The following is a 16,716-nucleotide window of genomic DNA, read 5'->3' on the forward strand; positions in this document are numbered from 1 at the left end:
CTATCTATGGCTAGAAAAAAATCCAAAAATGGCGACTGCTATACTCTAGCCTATTAGCGGATTTCACCGATAAATCGCGGCCTAATCAAATCGATTCAGCATCGTCTTACAGCGCAATATCGGCTTAAGTTAAGCAGTATCCACCAGCATTGTATGGATATGGGAATGTTGCGCTAAAATGCTGCACTGATAGAATAGCCCCAATATGCACACTTAGGTGCTACCAAATTAAGAGATATGCAATGGCTGTAAAAATTAAAACTGCTGAAGAAATTGAAAAAATGCGCGTCGCCGGCAAGCTGGCTTCTGAAATTTTAGAGATGATTGAACCTCACATCCAAGTGGGTACAACGACAGAAGAGCTTAACCAAATCTGTCACGAGTACGCTCTAGAGAGAGGCGCATACTCAGCACCACTTGATTACCACGGTTTCCCTAAGTCTATCTGTACGTCTATCAACCACATCGTGTGTCATGGTATTCCAGCATCACAAGATGAGACTGGTAGCACTGGTCAATTCAAACCTGCAGTATTGAAAGATGGCGATATTCTAAACGTTGATATCACTGTGATTGTTCCTGATGACGAAAATGCAGACCTAAGCACTCGTCCGCAGGGTTACCATGGTGACACATCTAAAATGTTCCTTGTGGGTGAAGTTTCACCAGCAAACAAACGTCTATGCATGGTTGCTCAAGAAGCACTTTATGAAGGCATGCGTCAGGTTAAACCAGGCGTTCAACTTGGCCAAGTTGGTACTGCTATCGAGAAGTACATCAAGACAAACAACAAGAATAACCCACGCGCTAAGTTCTCTATTGTAAAAGATTACTGTGGTCACGGCATTGGTTCTGAGTTCCACGAAGATCCACAAGTCGTTCACTACAAAAACAGCGATCGCACAGTGCTAAAAGCAGGCATGTGCTTCACTATCGAGCCAATGATCAATGCGGGTAAGTTTGGCTGTCGTCTAGATGACGAAGATAGCTGGACAGTGTACACAGCTGACAGCAAGAACTCGGCTCAGTGGGAACACACATTAGTTGTGACTGATACAGGTTGTGAAGTACTAACACTACGCAGTGATGATACGATTCCACGTATCATGAAGAACGCTTAGTTCAACAAACTGAACACCTCAGACTTTTGAAAATATCCTCGCATTGCCGAGGATATTTTTTTATCCGCTCAATTTCGATTTTGCATCAGCTTCTGTTAAATTGTTTACTATTCTCATTTGCTTGCACGGATAGCAGACTATGCCTTATCAATGCCCTATTACGTTCAATGACGAACAACTTGAAATCTGCGAATTAAAAAATCAGCTCGAAATCTTCACGCTGTATCAAAAGAGCGAATTTCTAAATCATCATCCAGTTACCGATTTGGTTCTGCTGCGCTCCGAATACATGGATTTGCTTCTCAATCGTTTATGGGAACATTTCGGATTTAGCAAACTGCCTCATATTGCGTTGGTCGCAGTAGGCGGCTATGGCCGTGGTGAACTACACCCTTTATCCGATATTGATATTCTCATCGTCTCGCAAAGAACTCTACCATCAGCACTAGGTGAGAAAGTCAGTCAATTCATCACCCTATTGTGGGATTTGAAGCTAGAAGTCGGCCACGCAGTGCGTACCATTGCTGAATGTATTGAGATTGGTAGTGACGATTTAACGGTTGCGACTAACCTGCAAGAATCGCGCTTACTGTGTGGCAGTGAAGACACCTTCCAAGAGCTGAAACTAAAGATTCATTCCGATTCATTTTGGCCAAGTGAGACCTTTTACAAAGCCAAAATTCAAGAACAAAGAGAGCGTCATGCTCGGTACCACGACACCACCTACAATCTAGAACCGCATATCAAATCAACTCCGGGCGGACTCAGAGACATCCACACTCTGAGTTGGGTAGCACGTCGCCACTTCGGTGCGACTTCTTTGTTGGAAATGAGCAAGTATGGCTTTCTTACCGATGCTGAATATCGTGAACTCGTGGAGTGCCAAGACTTCTTATGGCGCGTTCGCTTTGCACTGCACATAGAGCTGCGCCGCTACGACAATCGTCTTACCTTTGCGCATCAGGCTCAAGTAGCCGAACACCTTGGTTACACTGGTGAGGGCAATCGCGGCGTAGAAATGATGATGAAGGAGTTCTACCGAACACTTCGTCGTGTAGCAGAGCTCAACAAAATGCTGCTTAAGCTGTTTGACCAAGCAATCATTAACGGTGGTCAAACACAAGAAGCCGAGATTCTCGACAATGACTTCCAACGTCGAGGTTCATTAATCGAAGCGCGTAAGCCAGCCCTATTCCAAGCACGACCAGAAACGATTCTCGATATGTTTATCCATATCGCGAATGACTCGACGATCGAAGGGGTAAGCCCCCCAACATTACGACAACTGCGAACGGCGCGTCGCCGATTGAACCGCTTCCTGCATACCATTCCTGAAGCTCGTGACAAGTTCATGGATTTAGTTCGCCACCCCAACGCACTGCACAAAGCTTTTAGCTTGATGCATAAACTGGGCGTGCTATCGGCGTACTTACCGCAATGGAGCCAAATTGTCGGCCAAATGCAGTTTGATCTGTTCCACGTTTACACCGTGGATGAACACAGTATTCGCCTGCTCAAGCACATCAACCGCTTTAGCCAAGTAGAGAACCACGACAAACACCCAATTTGTTGTGAAGTGTACCCTCGAGTTCAGAAAAAAGAACTCCTGATCCTAGCCGCTATCTTCCACGACATCGGAAAAGGCCGTGGTGGAGACCATTCGGAAATTGGCGCAGTTGAAGCTTACTCCTTCTGTATCGAACACGGATTGTCAAAACCAGAAGCAAAACAAGTCGCTTGGCTCGTTCAGAACCACCTATTGATGTCTGTCACCGCCCAACGCCGTGATATCTACGACCCTGATGTCATCACTGAGTTTGCTAAAAAAGTCCGCGATGAAGAATCTTTAGAGCTACTGGTGTGCTTAACCGTCGCCGATATCTGTGCGACTAACCCTGAATTATGGAACAGCTGGAAACGCACCCTGTTAGCGGAGCTATTTCACTCAACACAGCGAGCACTGCGTCGCGGCTTGGAAAACCCAGTCGATGTCAGAGACCGTATTCGTCACAATCAACAAATGGCATCTGCACTGCTGCGTAAAGAAGGTTTCTCCGCTCGTGAAATTGAAGTGTTGTGGCAGCGTTTTAAAGCTGACTATTTTTTGCGTCATACACACACTCAAATTGCTTGGCACTGTGAGCACCTACTTCGCTTAGAAGATCCGAGCCAACCGTTAGTTTTGATCAGCAAGAAAGCGACGCGTGGCGGTACTGAGGTGTTTGTTTACTGTAAAGACCAAGCCGCACTTTTTGCGACCGTTGTAGCTGAGCTTGATAGACGTAACTTCAACGTTCATGACGCGCAGGTCATGGTCAGTAAAGATGGTCACGTTTTGGATACCTTTATCGTACTTGATCAGCATGGTGAAGCGATTGATGAAGCAAGACACAAAGCCGTTGCGAAACATCTAACTCATGTTCTGGCTGATGGCCGTCCAACTAAGATTAAGACACGTCGCACGCCTCGAAACTTGCAGCATTTCAAGGTAAAAACTCGGGTTGAGTTCCTACCAACCAAGAGCAAGAAGCGCACCTTGATGGAGTTGAGAGCTCTTGATACACCGGGGTTGTTGGCTCAAGTCGGCGCAACCTTTGCTGAGTTAGACATCAATTTGCACGGCGCTAAAATTACCACCATCGGCGAACGTGCAGAAGATTTGTTTATTCTGACCAGTGACGCGGGAGGAAGGTTGTCTGAAGAACAAGAACAAGCCTTAAGAGAAAGATTAACCGAACACGTTTCAGAACTCGCACCTTAGAAAGCTAATTTAGAGCTAGAAGTAAGTTGTGACTAGGAAACAAGTTTAGCTCTTGGAGCTGCTTAATAGCCAAATAAGTGTGGGCAAAGATAGAGAGCGATCTTGCCCACAACTTACAATCAATTCACAGATATCAACTATCTAGCTCGTCGTTAGGCTGCTACATTGATCAAGTCAATTACATAAAAGTATTACATTCATAACCTAGAGGTCGCTTATGTATCCAAACCTCACTGGCTTAGGTATCCACGAACCTAAACAGATTGAACGTTACTCCCTTCGCCAAGAAGCGCACAAAGATATCCTGAAGATTTACTTTCGTAAGCAGAAAGGTGAACTGTTCGCGAAAAGCGTTAAGTTTAAGTACCCGCGACAAGTAAAAAGTGTGCTTGTTAGCGGCGGCAATAATCAATACAAAGAAGTGACCGAGATTAACCGCAACCTCACTCTTGTGATTGATGAACTCAACAAGATCACCAAACCGACGCCAACGGCTGAGGTGGATGTGAAGCAGAAGATCCTTACTGACTTACGCCATCTAGAAAAAGTGGTATCAAGCAAGATCGCAGAGATCGAAGCCGATCTAGAAAAACTTAAATGATCCCGCGATTCACGGTTAGCGATTAACGATTAACCAACCAACATTAGTTATGCTGTTAAGATAGCACAGACATCAAAAAGGGCTGATATCACTATCAGCCCTTTGTTTTTATTCTATTTTCTCTATTCACTTAGACTCGCGATTGCTTAAACACGCGTGACTTACTTCGACAAGCAAGTTTGAGCATCGATTAAGTGGGCATCCCACTCAAAAGTTTCAAACAACCTTAACCACGTTTCATCTAAGTTCGCCTTCATCACCAATTCTTCTTTAGTGAAAGGATGAATGAAGCGCAATTCAGAAGCATGCAGCAACAGACGGTGTGAGTCTAAATCATCACGGAACAGTCGGTTATGCTTACCATCACCATGTGAAGTATCGCCCACGATTGGGTGTCTTAGATGAGCCATGTGACGACGCAGCTGATGTTTACGTCCTGTCTTTGGCATCATCTCAACTAAGCAATAACGACTGGTAGGAAAACGGCCTGTTGAATACGGCACTTCAACTTTAGCTAACGGCTCGTAAACAGTGACGGCTTCTTGTGGTTCTTTATCTTCTTTCGCGAACTTATCGGCGATCTTATCCAGCTCAACCTTAAGCGCATAATCGAGCGTATCGCCCTCTTCTATCCAACCACGCACAATCGCATGATAGGTTTTTTGCATCTCGTGGTTGGCGAACATCGGCATCACCTCAGAGGCAACTTCACTCGACAGAGCAAACACCAATACGCCAGACGTTGGACGGTCTAAGCGATGCAGAGGAAATACGTGCTGACCAATTTGGTCGCGCAGAGTCTGCATCACAAACTGAGTCTCGTGTTTATCCAACCATGAGCGATGCACTAGCATACCCGCAGGCTTATTCACCGCGACAAAATACTCATCTTGATAAATGATCTCTAACATTACGCGCATACCTCATCAATGCTCTGAATCGTCACTAGCAGCTCAGCTTTGTCTGCCTCATTTTTCCACACTTCACCAAAATAAGGATGAATCGCAAAGCCTTTCGGTAGGCTCATTTGGGCATCCATCATTGCGTTGATCTTTACGATAAAGATCCACTGCAACCACTCTTCTGGCTGTAGCGAGTCAATCGCAAAAGGCTCAACGCTCGCCAAAGCTTCATCCGAAGGCGAAACATCACTCCATAGCGAACATTGGCGCATTTGTTGTTCTAATTGTTGAAGTAAAAGAGGTAACTTTGTGGCAGCTGTCATTTTTCACCAAGTTATTTATCTAGTGACCTTGAAATTGGGGCATAGAGTACCATCTATTTAGGAAAGAAAGTTAGGAGCTTTATTACTATGGAAACCATTCACACGCTCACTCAGTTACTAAAGAATAGCGGTTGCCAATACGACATCTACGACCTAGGTCGTCGTATCCAGAAAATCGACAACACCCTATTCTCTGATGTTGAGCAGGGGAAACAGCCATACCCGTTTCCACTTCAGAAACAAGCTCACTTAGCGATTAGCTACTGGAACGAACACAAGCAACCTTGGATCTGGTTCCTAAAATTCAAACTCGATGAAAGAGGCTTACTGCATCAAGGGGATGTGGGTAATTTTCTTAAGTTTGTTATCGAAGCGATGGGCACTCGTTTGAACGGTGATATCAGCGAAGAGCAACAACAAAAGCTGTCAAACAACCCTTATACCTTCAAGCCTTCTGAAGACAAAATGGCCGTATTCCATAGCCAAGTAAGAGCAGGGTTAGACCTCGCGACGAGCCAATATTACGAGCACGCTCAGCATTACTTCACAGGTGAGCTTGGTTGGGATAACTGGAAAACCGTTGGTCTTCAAGGCATCACCGATATGTGTGCTCGCTTAGGCAGTCAGCAAAACGGTGTCGCTATTCGCAAAGCATTGAATAAACTGCCATCAGAGCCGCTATACGCAACACTAGGGGCGCTTGAGCACACGCAAATCAATGATAAGCTCGCTCAACGCTTACAAGAAATGGCAGACAATGAGATTAACAGTCAAGAGCCGGATCTGTTCTTACTGTCAGCTTTGGTTCGTGCCCTTTCCGGTGCAGAACAAAGGATCGCGAATAACATCATTAACCAAGTTCTCGCGAGTCCACGCTTTAGCCACCAAGAGGTGTTAATTGGTTTAGCGGGTCGCAGCTGGCACGCACTACAAGATCCAGCGATTGCCGAGCAATTCTTGTTGCGCCTCGCACAAACAGGCAACCAAAACCTGTTCAATCAGTTATTTGCAGATTTAGTGATGATTCCGACACTAAGAATGGTATTTTTGCCGTTGTTGAATTCGAACCCATCACCAGAACTCGCAAACGCATTGATTGAGTTACAACAAGCGGCTAAGTCGCAATAAAAACTAGACAGAACAGCTCAGTAGCTCGTAACAACGAGCTCAAAACACAATTGGAATAGAAAGATAAAAGGAAGTATGGACTAAATGATAGATAACTTAGTGGCTATTTTGATGCTGTGCTTCTTTTGCTTTCTGTTTTGGCAGCAGCGCAGGCAATCCGAGCTTGCGAAAGCTGCCATTGCGAGAAAGTGTAAAGAGCTCGACTTGCAGCTATTAAGCGTTGCCTTCAACGGTCATAAACTTAAGATGCGCCATGAGCTCACGACCATTTGGCGCTGGCATACTGTGTACCATTTTGAATTTTCGGCATTAGGTGATGACCTATACCAAGGAAAACTGACCATGGTCGGCTTCCGCTCTATGCGGTTTGAGCTACAGCCTCATAGAATGTAACGTCGCAGTGCGCGTTATAGCTATATTCATGATAAGGGCCAAACGAATCTTGTTTGGTTTCCTTAAATTCAAACCCTAGTTTTTCTAATAACTTAATCGATGGGTTGTGGCCGACATTCACAGTCGCAACAACATTCGTTAGGCGCTCTTCAAAACACACCAAACTTAAAAATGGTTTTAGCACCTCACTAGCAAAGCCGCGATTCCAATACTCTTTATCCAAAATAAAGCCAAGCTCATGCCTACCCTCTTCTGATGAAATAAAGACATGCCCAAGATATTCACGGGTTTGGTTGTGGATGATAGCGCGGCAGAAGCCGACGTTGTCTTGCAGTATCTCTTGAAATAAGAACTTCGCAGAGGCAATAGAGTGCGGCCCATTCATTTCAGAACGATTAACGGGGCAGCAATTCAACTTGATAAAGTCGTGTTGTAGCTGTTCGGTATAAGGTACCAACAGCGTTCTTGAGGTTGCTATCGTCATAAAACACTCCTTGTGTTGACCATTAGCAGAAAAGCAGATGTCGCGATCTTAGATAAAAGCTCCTGAATTAAAGAGCCCCCTAGAGAGAAGAAAAGCCTCAGATAAAGAAAAGCCCCGACACCGAAGTGTCAGGGCTAGGGTCTTACTCGCAGCAGTCCGGCTACTAATAAATGCTCCATGCATCATCCATAATAGTGGCTGTAATCCTTCAGCTCTTTCCTTTACTTCGCCGTCCTAGCGGTGTCCAATCATCCTGAAAGCTAACAATCCTAGTTAGCGCACATCACTTGTTCCGTGAGCGGTGTCCTTTACATCGTCCTGATGCTAATCCAACCCTTTAAATCCTAAAGGTGTCCATTGTCATTCCGTTGCAGCTAACTTCCTGTTAACTGACTGTATCCCTACAATGTCCTTACGCTCCATGCTTGACTACTCAATCCTAAGTAACCAAATCTTCATCCTGAAGATAACCAAATCCTTGGTGCTTTCCTGTTCCGTGTCAGAATCCTTCCGACAAGGTTTAATTTACGCGATTTACGATTTGGGACAATAGATTTGCATCACACTTTGAATTCATAAAAGTTGTTAATTATATAAAACAACAAAAAATCAACCACTTAATCATATGCACCTCAATCTCTCTAGCGATGTATTCGTGTTATCTCACAACCTTTGTAAGAGATCTCTCACAAGCTATGGGCGGTTTTATGATTCGCTATCACTCACCAGAGCGAGTAAAATGGCTGAAGACTAAAAATGGAGGTCAACATGCTGACAAAAGATGTGTCTGAAGAGTTGAAATCAGTGCTTGAAGGACTGCAAGCACAAGGGAAAGAGCCTACAGTTGCTTTAGTTAAAGCTCGTATGAGTACATCGGTTCCGATGCCCGCTTTAATCACAACCATCAAGAGCTGGAAAAGCGCGAATCGCGTTCCTAAAGTTGAAGTCGCGACACAAGAAGAGCCAGCACTCGATCGTGTTAGCCAACTGGAAAAGCAAATCCTTGAACTTACCACCCGCGTTGCCACGCTAGAAGCCAAGTTAACGGAACAATAAGTTAACTGAGCAATAAGCTAACAGAGAAATAGAACACTATGAAAATATGGGTTGATGCGGACGCTTGTCCCAAGGTTATCCGAGAAACAATCGTACGCGCAGCTGAGCGCACAGGGGTCGAATGTACCTTTGTCGCGAACCATTTGGTTCCCGTTCCCAAGCGTAATAACATTCACTCAATTCAAGTCCCAAGCGGATTTGATATTGCAGATGATGAAATCGTAAAACGCACTGAACCCGGTGATCTCGTGATTACATCCGATATCCCTCTCGCCGATGAAGTGATCACCAAAGGTGGTCAAGCACTTAGCTCTCGTGGCGAGCTCTACACCAAAGAAACCATCAAAGCGCGCCTGAACATTCGTGACTTTATGGATACCATGCGTTCAAGCGGCATCCAAACGGGTGGACCAAGCGCCCTCTCACAGACCGATCGTCGTGAGTTCGCGAATCACCTTGATCGCCTGCTAGCAAAGCGATAATCATTAAGAAACATTGATATTCGTTCATAGCCATAACCGTGAACCTGTAGATATGTTTGTCGACATACTCCGTTCTTGTTACTTAACACTTGATACTAAGTGTTACTTTAACGGAGTATTGATGATCCATCTTGCCACCATCTCTTCTTTTTAAATCATCCCAATTTTCTACACTCTTTCAGATCACTTTCCGTGATTGGTACACCATAATTTCGATCAAAAAAAACCAGCACGAGGCAGGCTTTAAAATCTAACAATATGACTTGTACTAACGTTACTACGGCGTGTAGAACGTTGCTGCACCTGGGCCTACTGGAAGACCAAATACGAACACCCATAGGTAGAACAAGATGCTCCAACCGAACATAAAGCAGATTGAGTATGGAAGCATTGTAGCAATCAGAGTACCGATACCAAGGTTCTTCATGTAACGCGTCGCTACAGCAAGAATAAGACCGAAGTAGCTCATCATTGGTGTAATGATGTTCGTCGTTGAATCACCGATACGGTAAGCAGCTTGAATCGTTTCTGGTGCGTAACCAACAAGCATTAGCATAGGTACAAAGATAGGTGCTGTTACTGCCCACTGAGCAGAAGCTGAACCGATCATTAGGTTAATGAAGCCACACATTAGGATAAATGCAAAGAACAACATTGGGCCAGTAAGACCGATATCTTGTAAGAAGCTAGCGCCACCAACAGCGATTACTTGACCAAAGTTAGTCCACTTAAAGAAAGCAACAAACTGTGCAGCAAAGAATACAAGAACAATGTACATGCCCATTGAAGACATAGACGTTGCCATCGCGTTGATCACGTCACGATCGTTCTTCATTGAACCGGTAACTTTACCGTAAACAAAACCAGGAATAGCGAAGAATACAAAGATAAACGCAACAATACTCTTCAAGAATGGAGAACCCGAAACCGTACCAGACGCTGAACGTAGAACACCGTCAGCTGGAACGATAGTCCACGCTAGAAGTGCAGAAACAGCCAATACAGCAATACCTGCTAGTTTTAGACCTTTCTTCTCAACATCCGTCAGTCTGCCCATCGAATCATTTGATAAATCTTCAGAAGCTTCTTCGTCGTTGTATTTACCCAACTTAGGTTCAACAATCTTCTCAGTTACAAATGCACCTGTAATCGCGATGAAGAAAGTAGAAACAAACATGAAGTACCAGTTTGACTCAGGACCAACCGTGTAAGACGGGTCAATCATCTGTGCCGCTGTTTCTGTAATACCAGAAAGCAGTGGGTCAACCGTACCGATAAGTAGGTTTGCAGAGTAACCACCTGACACACCAGCGAATGCCGCAGCAAGACCAGCAAGAGGGTGACGACCTAAAGAATGGAAAAGCATTGCTGCTAGTGGAATAAGTACCACATAGCCAAGCTCTGATGCTGTGTTAGAGATAATACCTGCAAACACAACCGTTACTGTAACCATACGCTTAGAAGCACCCATTACCATGCCACGCATTGCAGCAGATAGTAGACCTGAGTGTTCAGCAATCGCTACACCAAGCATAGCAACAAGTACAGTACCTAGTGGAGCAAAACCAACAAAGTTCTTAACTAAGTTAGTCACAATAAGTTGTAGACCTTCTGCGTTAAGCAGACTTACAACGTGGATCATGCCGTCAGCAGCACGACCTTTAGCACCTTCTGGTCGAGGGTCCATAACAGACACTTCGAAGTAACCAGCAATACCTGAAGTAACGAGGATTGCTAAGCAGAAGATTGCGAAAAGAGTGATTGGGTGGGGTAATAGGTTCCCCAAATATTCAACGCCATCTAAAAAGCGAGTAAAAATAGGTTTTTTAGGCGAATTGTTTTTTATTGAAGCTGATGAACTCATCAGTTCCCTCCTTGTAGTGATTCCTGTGCAATTGTGACAAAGATGTTTAAATTGCCCGCGCAGATTACTCGACAAAAGGGTCAATTAGAAATCGCAAATGTTACAAAGTGTGTAACAAACCATTCTTTTTAACTTAATAAAAACAAAAAATTAGCAAATAACTCCAATTAAAGTATGAAAGTTAGGTTTATAATTGGTATGGATGCATTCATTCGGTTTATGCTTGCGCTTGTAAGCCATTGATAAAGTGACAAATAAGAAACAACGTACGCTAAGTGAGCACATACTCTCCTACAAAGTTCCTCTCGAAGGAAAAGAAAAACAGACAAATGAATGAAGTTTGACTTTCCCCTCGTTTTTACACTCATGTCACATCAAATTGACTGACTATTTTTGAACCGCTTTGAATCTCGGGTTGGATTTACAGATGACATAGAGACGGCCTCTACGCTTTACTATTTGGCAATCTGGGTGACGGCTTTTCGCACTTTTCAGTGATTTCACAACTTTCATTCTATTTCGCTCCCTTACCTAATTGACCAAAACGACGAGTGAAGTTCGCAACGCGTCCCTCTTTATGTAGCACTCGCTGTTTACCCGTATAGAAAGGATGCGACTTTGACGACACCTCAATCGTGAAGTAAGGATAAGTATTTCCGTCTTCCCATTCGATAGTGCGATCTGTTTTCAATGTAGATCCGATTAAGAAGTACTCATCGACACTGGTGTCATGAAAAACCACGGGGCGGTAATCAGGGTGGATATTCGGTTTCATTGTATTTCCCTTAAATGGCTAATTTGATATGTTATAACATATCAAATGATAATTATTATCAAAAGAAAAACAAGTGATTTTATGATATTTTTCCGTCTTAACTGAAACCAGAGAACACCTTGCTATGTACACCATTGAACCTGTTGGCTTTATTGAGTCTCCTTATAAAGAGAAGTTCGCTGTGCCAAGACAGCCTAGGTTAGTACCCACTTCTACCTCAAGAGTCAGGCTAGTTGAAGCAGCGAACTGCCTTGAGTCTGTTCGTAATATTGAACAATTTAGCCATGTGTGGTTGTTGTTTTTGTTCGATAAGAACCTTGAAGCAGGATGGAAACCAACCGTGAGGCCACCTCGCCTTGGCGGGAACGAACGTATTGGTGTATTCGCGTCTCGTGCCACATTCAGACCGAATGGAATAGGCATGTCTGCAGTTGAACTCAAAGGGGTATCTCAAGAAAAGGGACAAACTTGGTTGGACTTGGGCAGTGTTGATCTCGTTGACGGCACACCGATCATCGACATCAAACCTTATATCCCCTACTCGGATTCAATTCCCGATGCACTAGGGGGGTTTGCCGCCGATGAACCAGCAGTGCTCGACGTTAACTTCTCGCAACAAGCGCAAAGTAAGCTCGCAAGCCACCCACAAGCACGCCATATCATTCAGGTGAGCAAAGAAGTATTAGGCCAAGATCCTCGCCCTGCCTATAAGAAAGGTAAGCCTGACAACAAGGAATATGCGGTAAATTTGTTCGATCTTAACGTGAAATTCGTGGTTGAAACGCTTTTCATCAATGTAACTGACATTGAACGCTTTTGAGATCCCAAATAGGCTGATATTATATGCGGCTATATCAGATTTGCTGTTGTCATTAACCACAGCAAGTTTTCTTTTATCAATGATGAAACGGATACCATAGAATGCGTACCAGTAACTACCTTCTTTCTACTCTGAAAGAGACTCCAAACGACGCAGAAGTTATCAGCCACCAGCTGATGCTACGTGCAGGTATGATCCGTAAGCTAGCTTCAGGTTTATATACTTGGCTACCTACTGGTCTACGTGTACTGCGTAAAGTCGAAAATATCGTTCGCCAAGAGATCGATAATGCAGGTGCCGTTGAAATCTTGATGCCCGTAGTTCAACCGTTTGAGCTTTGGGAAGAGACTGGCCGTTCTGAAAAGATGGGTCCTGAGCTACTTCGTTTCACAGACCGTCATTCTCGTCCGTTTGTTCTTAGCCCAACAGCTGAAGAAGTTGTGACGAGCCTAGTACGTAACGAGATCAGCTCTTACAAACAGCTTCCTCTAAACCTGTACCAAATCCAGACTAAATTCCGTGATGAACGCCGCCCTCGTTTTGGCGTAATGCGTGCACGTGAATTCTCGATGATGGATGCGTACAGCTTTGATATCGATAAAGAAGGCTTAGAAAAGTCTTACCAAGCGATGCACGATGCTTACTGTAAAGCATTCGACCGCATGGGCCTTGAGTACCGTCCAGTATTGGCAGACTCTGGCGCAATCGGCGGCAGCGGCTCTCAAGAGTTCCACGTTCTTGCTGAAAGCGGCGAAGACCTAATCGCATTCTCTTCAGAATCGGATTACGCAGCGAACATCGAGAAAGCAGAAGCACTAGCTCCAACGACTGAAGCGGCAGCGCCAACTCAAGAGATGGAACTGGTTGATACGCCAAACGCAAAAACAATCGCAGAGCTTGTAGAGCAGCACGGTCTAGCAATCGAGAAGACCGTTAAGACTCTATTCGTTAAAGCTTCTGATGAAGTAGATGCAGACATCATCGCACTGATCATCCGTGGTGATCACGAACTGAACGAAGTGAAAGCAGAGAACCTTCCACAGGTTGCTGCTCCGCTAGAGATGGCTTCTGAAGAAGAAATCCGTGCACTTGTTGGTGCAGGTCCTGGTTCACTTGGCCCTGTTGGCTTAGAACTGCCATTCATCGTTGACCGCTCTGTTGCTGTAATGAGTGACTTCGGCGCTGGCGCAAACGTAGATGATAAGCACTACTTTGGCATCAACTGGGGTCGTGACGTAGAGCTTGCTCAAGTTGAAGACCTACGTAACGTTGTTGAAGGCGACCTTAGCCCATGTGGTCAAGGTACCATCCAACTTAAGCGCGGTATCGAAGTTGGTCACATCTTCCAACTAGGTAATACTTACTCTAAAGCAATGAACTGTAACGTGCTTGGTCCTGATGGTAAGAGCGTAATCTTAGAAATGGGTTGTTACGGTATCGGTGTTTCACGTGTTGTTGCATCTGCTATCGAGCAAAACCACGATAAGTTCGGTATTACTTGGCCAGACGCACTAGCACCATTCCAAGTTGCTATCGTACCAATGAACATGCACAAATCTGAGCGCGTTAAAGAAGCAGCTGAGAAGCTATACGCTGAATTAACGGCTATGGGAATCGAAGTATTATTCGATGACCGTAAAGAGCGCCCAGGTGTTATGTTTAAAGATATCGAGCTAGTGGGCATCCCTCACACTATCGTTATCGGTGATCGCAGCATGGACGAAGGTAACTTCGAATACAAAAACCGTCGTACAGGTGATAAAGAAGCTATCGCAATGGACACGGTTATCGAGCACCTTAAAGCTCAACTAGCTTAGTAATCCGATTACTTACTAGATAAACATTGAAAGGCTGCCATTAGGTGGCCTTTTTTGTGCCTGTCGTTTCTCTTCAAACTCCCTTCTATTTATCAGTAGAGTAAATAACGTAAGTTAATCCCCTGTTCATCTTTAAATCCGTATATTGGGTTCATCAACTCTTTAGACACGATTACATTGGAGGTATCGATGGATATCAAAAGCTTACTTAACCAAGCACTTAAGTCAGATCTAGTTAAACAAGGTACTCAGAAGCTTTCCCAAGGCTCTTCAAGTTTAAGTGGCCTAACTCAAGGCGGCAGTGGTAAGAATATCAACAAAAGCACGCTCGGAGCCTTCGGCGCAGGCGCAGTTGGCGGCGGACTCTTAGGTGCGTTAATGGGCTCTAAGAAAACCAAGAAAATGGGTAAGAAAGCCGCTGGTATTGGTGGCGCAGCGACACTTGGCGCACTCGCTTACAAGGTCTATAACGACTATCAGTCTAAACAAGGCCAAGCACCGAATTCCGAACAAGCTCAATTTGATGAGAACGACTCAAACCATAGTGTGCTGATTCTAAGATCGATGATTGCTGCGTCCAAAGCCGATGGTCATGTCGATGAAGAGGAGATGGCAAAGATCGAGCAAGCGGTCGAAAATATGGGCGCCGATTATCAACTGACTAAATTGGTCTCTGAAGAGCTGCACAAACCACTCGATCCAAGTGAAATTGCTCAATTAGCAACGTCACCTCAACAAGCGAGTGAGATCTACTTAGCCTCTTTGATTGTAGCGGATGAGCAGAACTTTATGGAGAAGGCTTACCTCAAAGAGTTAGCAAAGCAGCTCAACTTAGCTGATGAGGTCACTCATCAACTTGAACAGCAGATCTCTAGTTAAGCGGTAGTTATCAGGCGAATCAGTAAATATCACGCTAAGTAACAAGTTAGCAAAGTGATACATTGAGCATCAACAGAATGAGATATTGAGCATCAACAGAATGAGATATTGAGCAAGAACAAACTAACTATGAACTTAGTCAGATCCACTTTGTTTTTGCCTATCTCTATGTGTATATTGAGATCAGTTATCATTTGGTTAGGTATAAAAATGAAAGTATACGATTGTTGTGATTTGGTGCGTGAACTGTATTCTCAAATTGGCAGTGGCGACCAAGGCTATATCCCTAAAGCGATCACCTGCGCGGTAAAAACATTGAACGACCTTGCTGCAGATGAATCTCTTCCTAAAGAAGCAAGAGATCGTGCTGCATTTGCCGCAGCGAATCTACTGATCTCAGATTTCGAGGACTAATATGAACCTCGCTAACTTTGAAAAGATGGATCCTGTGATGTTGATGAGCATCGTCAACATGAAGCTGCGTGACGACTTCGGCGGTGATTTAGATCGAGTAGTCAACTTCTATGAAATCGACAAAGCTGCATTGACCGCAAAACTTGCGTCTGCTGGTTTTGAGTTTCTTCCGGAAGCAAAACAGTTTCGATAGTCATTTAGAACAAACTTAAATTTTAAAGACCAACCTCCGTGTTGGTTTTTTTATTTTTGGTCGGGTACATAATAGGCTAAAGACGAATAAACTTATTAGAAATTATCTGGTTGCGCCTATACTTTTATATCCTAGAGTCAGCGAACGCGCCTTGAATCAAAGCGTGTTGTTGTATAGGCTACTCCAAACAGCATATAAAACTCATCACCAAATTCGATGATATCGAAGGACTAACAATGAAAAGACTCGGACTTTTAGCCGTTATCGCAGCCGTATTTACCGCAGGTTGTGCTTCAAATACTCAACAAGACAACTTCCGTGAAGCCTCTTTTGAGCTGTGTAATACTGAAGTCGATATCTACTCTGTAAGCCATGATGAAAGAGTACGTATCGTCTGCTCTGACGGCTCTAAATTTGCCTTGAACAGTGAAGATACGCTAGAAATTATGCGCGATATCAACATCGACTATTGTGATGGCGAAGGCTTAGGTAAATTCAACGAAAGCCGTCACTACTACTCTTTCAAGTGTAAGTCAGGCACCCTACTTAGCATTAAAAAGTAGAAGCGACACAAGAAAGTGATAAAGGGTTGATGTGAAAGCATTAACCCTTTTTAGTACCTGCCTTTCTGTATTCTCAGATAACCTAACTCTCATACCTACAGATACAAAAAAGGCCCCAAAGGGGTAATGCCGATCAGTTA

At 44.2% G+C, this 16,716-nt stretch carries 19 protein-coding genes; 13 read left to right on the top strand and 6 right to left on the bottom strand.

Going from position 1 to position 16,716, the window contains the following annotated elements; translation table 11 throughout:
- Positions 1-242 precede the first annotated feature (242 nt).
- From map to AB4589_RS12840, 3 genes are all read left to right on the top strand, one after another.
- Positions 243-1,121 carry a type I methionyl aminopeptidase gene (map, locus tag AB4589_RS12830; protein ID WP_012604605.1) on the top strand — a complete coding sequence of 293 codons (879 nt, stop codon included), beginning with the start codon at positions 243-245 and terminating at the stop codon, positions 1,119-1,121.
- Between the two features lie 139 nt (positions 1,122-1,260).
- The gene (gene glnD, locus AB4589_RS12835; protein WP_372100709.1) at positions 1,261-3,882 is read left to right on the top strand and encodes a bifunctional uridylyltransferase/uridylyl-removing protein GlnD; all 2,622 of its coding nucleotides are present in this window, start codon (positions 1,261-1,263) and stop codon (positions 3,880-3,882) included.
- Between the two features lie 217 nt (positions 3,883-4,099).
- Positions 4,100-4,483, top strand: coding sequence for a DUF3461 family protein (locus AB4589_RS12840; protein ID WP_004734354.1), 384 nt, complete (start codon positions 4,100-4,102; stop codon positions 4,481-4,483).
- A gap of 161 nt (positions 4,484-4,644) precedes the next feature.
- Here the strand turns inward: AB4589_RS12840 and truC are convergent, their stop codons facing one another.
- Together truC and AB4589_RS12850 are read right to left on the bottom strand one after the other, a co-directional pair.
- A complete protein-coding gene (gene truC, locus AB4589_RS12845; RefSeq protein ID WP_029223042.1) occupies positions 4,645-5,394 on the bottom strand; it encodes a tRNA pseudouridine(65) synthase TruC in 750 nt (249 codons plus the stop codon).
- On the bottom strand, positions 5,394-5,708 hold the full coding sequence (locus AB4589_RS12850) for a YqcC family protein (protein ID WP_012604609.1): 315 nt from the start codon (positions 5,706-5,708) through the stop codon (positions 5,394-5,396). The genes truC and AB4589_RS12850 overlap by 1 nt, the downstream gene beginning before the upstream one ends.
- Before the next feature lie 87 nt (positions 5,709-5,795).
- On the opposite strand from AB4589_RS12850, the gene AB4589_RS12855 reads away from it, so the two are divergent.
- Positions 5,796-6,836, top strand: a complete 1,041-nt coding sequence (locus AB4589_RS12855) for a DUF3549 family protein (protein ID WP_372100712.1) — start codon at positions 5,796-5,798, stop codon at positions 6,834-6,836.
- An 84-nt stretch (positions 6,837-6,920) separates the two neighbouring features.
- Positions 6,921-7,229, top strand: a complete 309-nt coding sequence (locus tag AB4589_RS12860) for a DUF3301 domain-containing protein (RefSeq protein WP_009847426.1) — start codon at positions 6,921-6,923, stop codon at positions 7,227-7,229.
- On the opposite strand, the gene AB4589_RS12865 is transcribed toward AB4589_RS12860, so the two are convergent.
- Positions 7,195-7,713, bottom strand: a complete 519-nt coding sequence (locus AB4589_RS12865; RefSeq protein ID WP_009847427.1) for a GNAT family N-acetyltransferase — start codon at positions 7,711-7,713, stop codon at positions 7,195-7,197. The two genes, AB4589_RS12860 and AB4589_RS12865, sit on opposite strands and share 35 nt — an antisense overlap.
- A 768-nt stretch (positions 7,714-8,481) precedes the next feature.
- Here AB4589_RS12865 and AB4589_RS12870 point away from each other — a divergent pair.
- Both AB4589_RS12870 and AB4589_RS12875 read left to right on the top strand, forming a co-directional pair.
- Positions 8,482-8,769: a hypothetical protein gene (locus AB4589_RS12870; protein WP_009847428.1), complete on the top strand. Its 288-nt coding sequence runs from the start codon at positions 8,482-8,484 to the stop codon at positions 8,767-8,769.
- A 38-nt stretch (positions 8,770-8,807) separates the two neighbouring features.
- Entirely contained in the window at positions 8,808-9,251 is a 444-nt protein-coding gene (locus AB4589_RS12875; RefSeq protein ID WP_009847429.1) for a YaiI/YqxD family protein, read from the top strand.
- A gap of 277 nt (positions 9,252-9,528) precedes the next feature.
- Here the strand turns inward: AB4589_RS12875 and AB4589_RS12880 are convergent, their stop codons facing one another.
- From AB4589_RS12880 to AB4589_RS12890, 3 genes are all read right to left on the bottom strand, one after another.
- The gene (locus AB4589_RS12880) at positions 9,529-11,115 is read right to left on the bottom strand and encodes an AbgT family transporter (protein ID WP_009847430.1); all 1,587 of its coding nucleotides are present in this window, start codon (positions 11,113-11,115) and stop codon (positions 9,529-9,531) included.
- A 387-nt stretch (positions 11,116-11,502) separates the two neighbouring features.
- Positions 11,503-11,628 (bottom strand): type B 50S ribosomal protein L36, encoded by a 126-nt coding sequence (ykgO, locus tag AB4589_RS12885; RefSeq protein WP_009847431.1) that lies wholly within the window; start codon positions 11,626-11,628, stop codon positions 11,503-11,505.
- A gap of 1 nt (position 11,629) precedes the next feature.
- Entirely contained in the window at positions 11,630-11,890 is a 261-nt protein-coding gene (locus AB4589_RS12890) for a type B 50S ribosomal protein L31 (protein ID WP_009847432.1), read from the bottom strand.
- 124 nt (positions 11,891-12,014) lie between these two features.
- Between AB4589_RS12890 and tsaA the strand changes: the two genes are divergently transcribed.
- The 6 genes from tsaA to AB4589_RS12920 all read left to right on the top strand — a co-directional run bounded on the left by tsaA (position 12,015) and on the right by AB4589_RS12920 (position 16,576).
- Entirely contained in the window at positions 12,015-12,710 is a 696-nt protein-coding gene (tsaA, locus tag AB4589_RS12895; protein ID WP_372100714.1) for a tRNA (N6-threonylcarbamoyladenosine(37)-N6)-methyltransferase TrmO, read from the top strand.
- A 101-nt stretch (positions 12,711-12,811) separates the two neighbouring features.
- Positions 12,812-14,527 (top strand): proline--tRNA ligase, encoded by a 1,716-nt coding sequence (locus AB4589_RS12900; RefSeq protein WP_372100716.1) that lies wholly within the window; start codon positions 12,812-12,814, stop codon positions 14,525-14,527.
- Between the two features lie 189 nt (positions 14,528-14,716).
- A complete protein-coding gene (locus AB4589_RS12905) occupies positions 14,717-15,406 on the top strand; it encodes a tellurite resistance TerB family protein (RefSeq protein WP_372100718.1) in 690 nt (229 codons plus the stop codon).
- Between the two features lie 210 nt (positions 15,407-15,616).
- Positions 15,617-15,820 carry a YaeP family protein gene (locus AB4589_RS12910; RefSeq protein WP_009847436.1) on the top strand — a complete coding sequence of 68 codons (204 nt, stop codon included), beginning with the start codon at positions 15,617-15,619 and terminating at the stop codon, positions 15,818-15,820.
- Position 15,821: 1 nt separating this feature from the next.
- Positions 15,822-16,013, top strand: a complete 192-nt coding sequence (locus AB4589_RS12915; RefSeq protein ID WP_009847437.1) for a DUF4250 domain-containing protein — start codon at positions 15,822-15,824, stop codon at positions 16,011-16,013.
- A gap of 236 nt (positions 16,014-16,249) precedes the next feature.
- Positions 16,250-16,576, top strand: a complete 327-nt coding sequence (locus AB4589_RS12920) for a hypothetical protein (protein ID WP_009847438.1) — start codon at positions 16,250-16,252, stop codon at positions 16,574-16,576.
- Positions 16,577-16,716 lie beyond the last annotated feature (140 nt).

It is taken from the genome of Vibrio sp. 10N.222.49.A3 (assembly GCF_041475145.1).
Lineage (GTDB): Bacteria > Pseudomonadota > Gammaproteobacteria > Enterobacterales > Vibrionaceae > Vibrio > Vibrio tasmaniensis_A.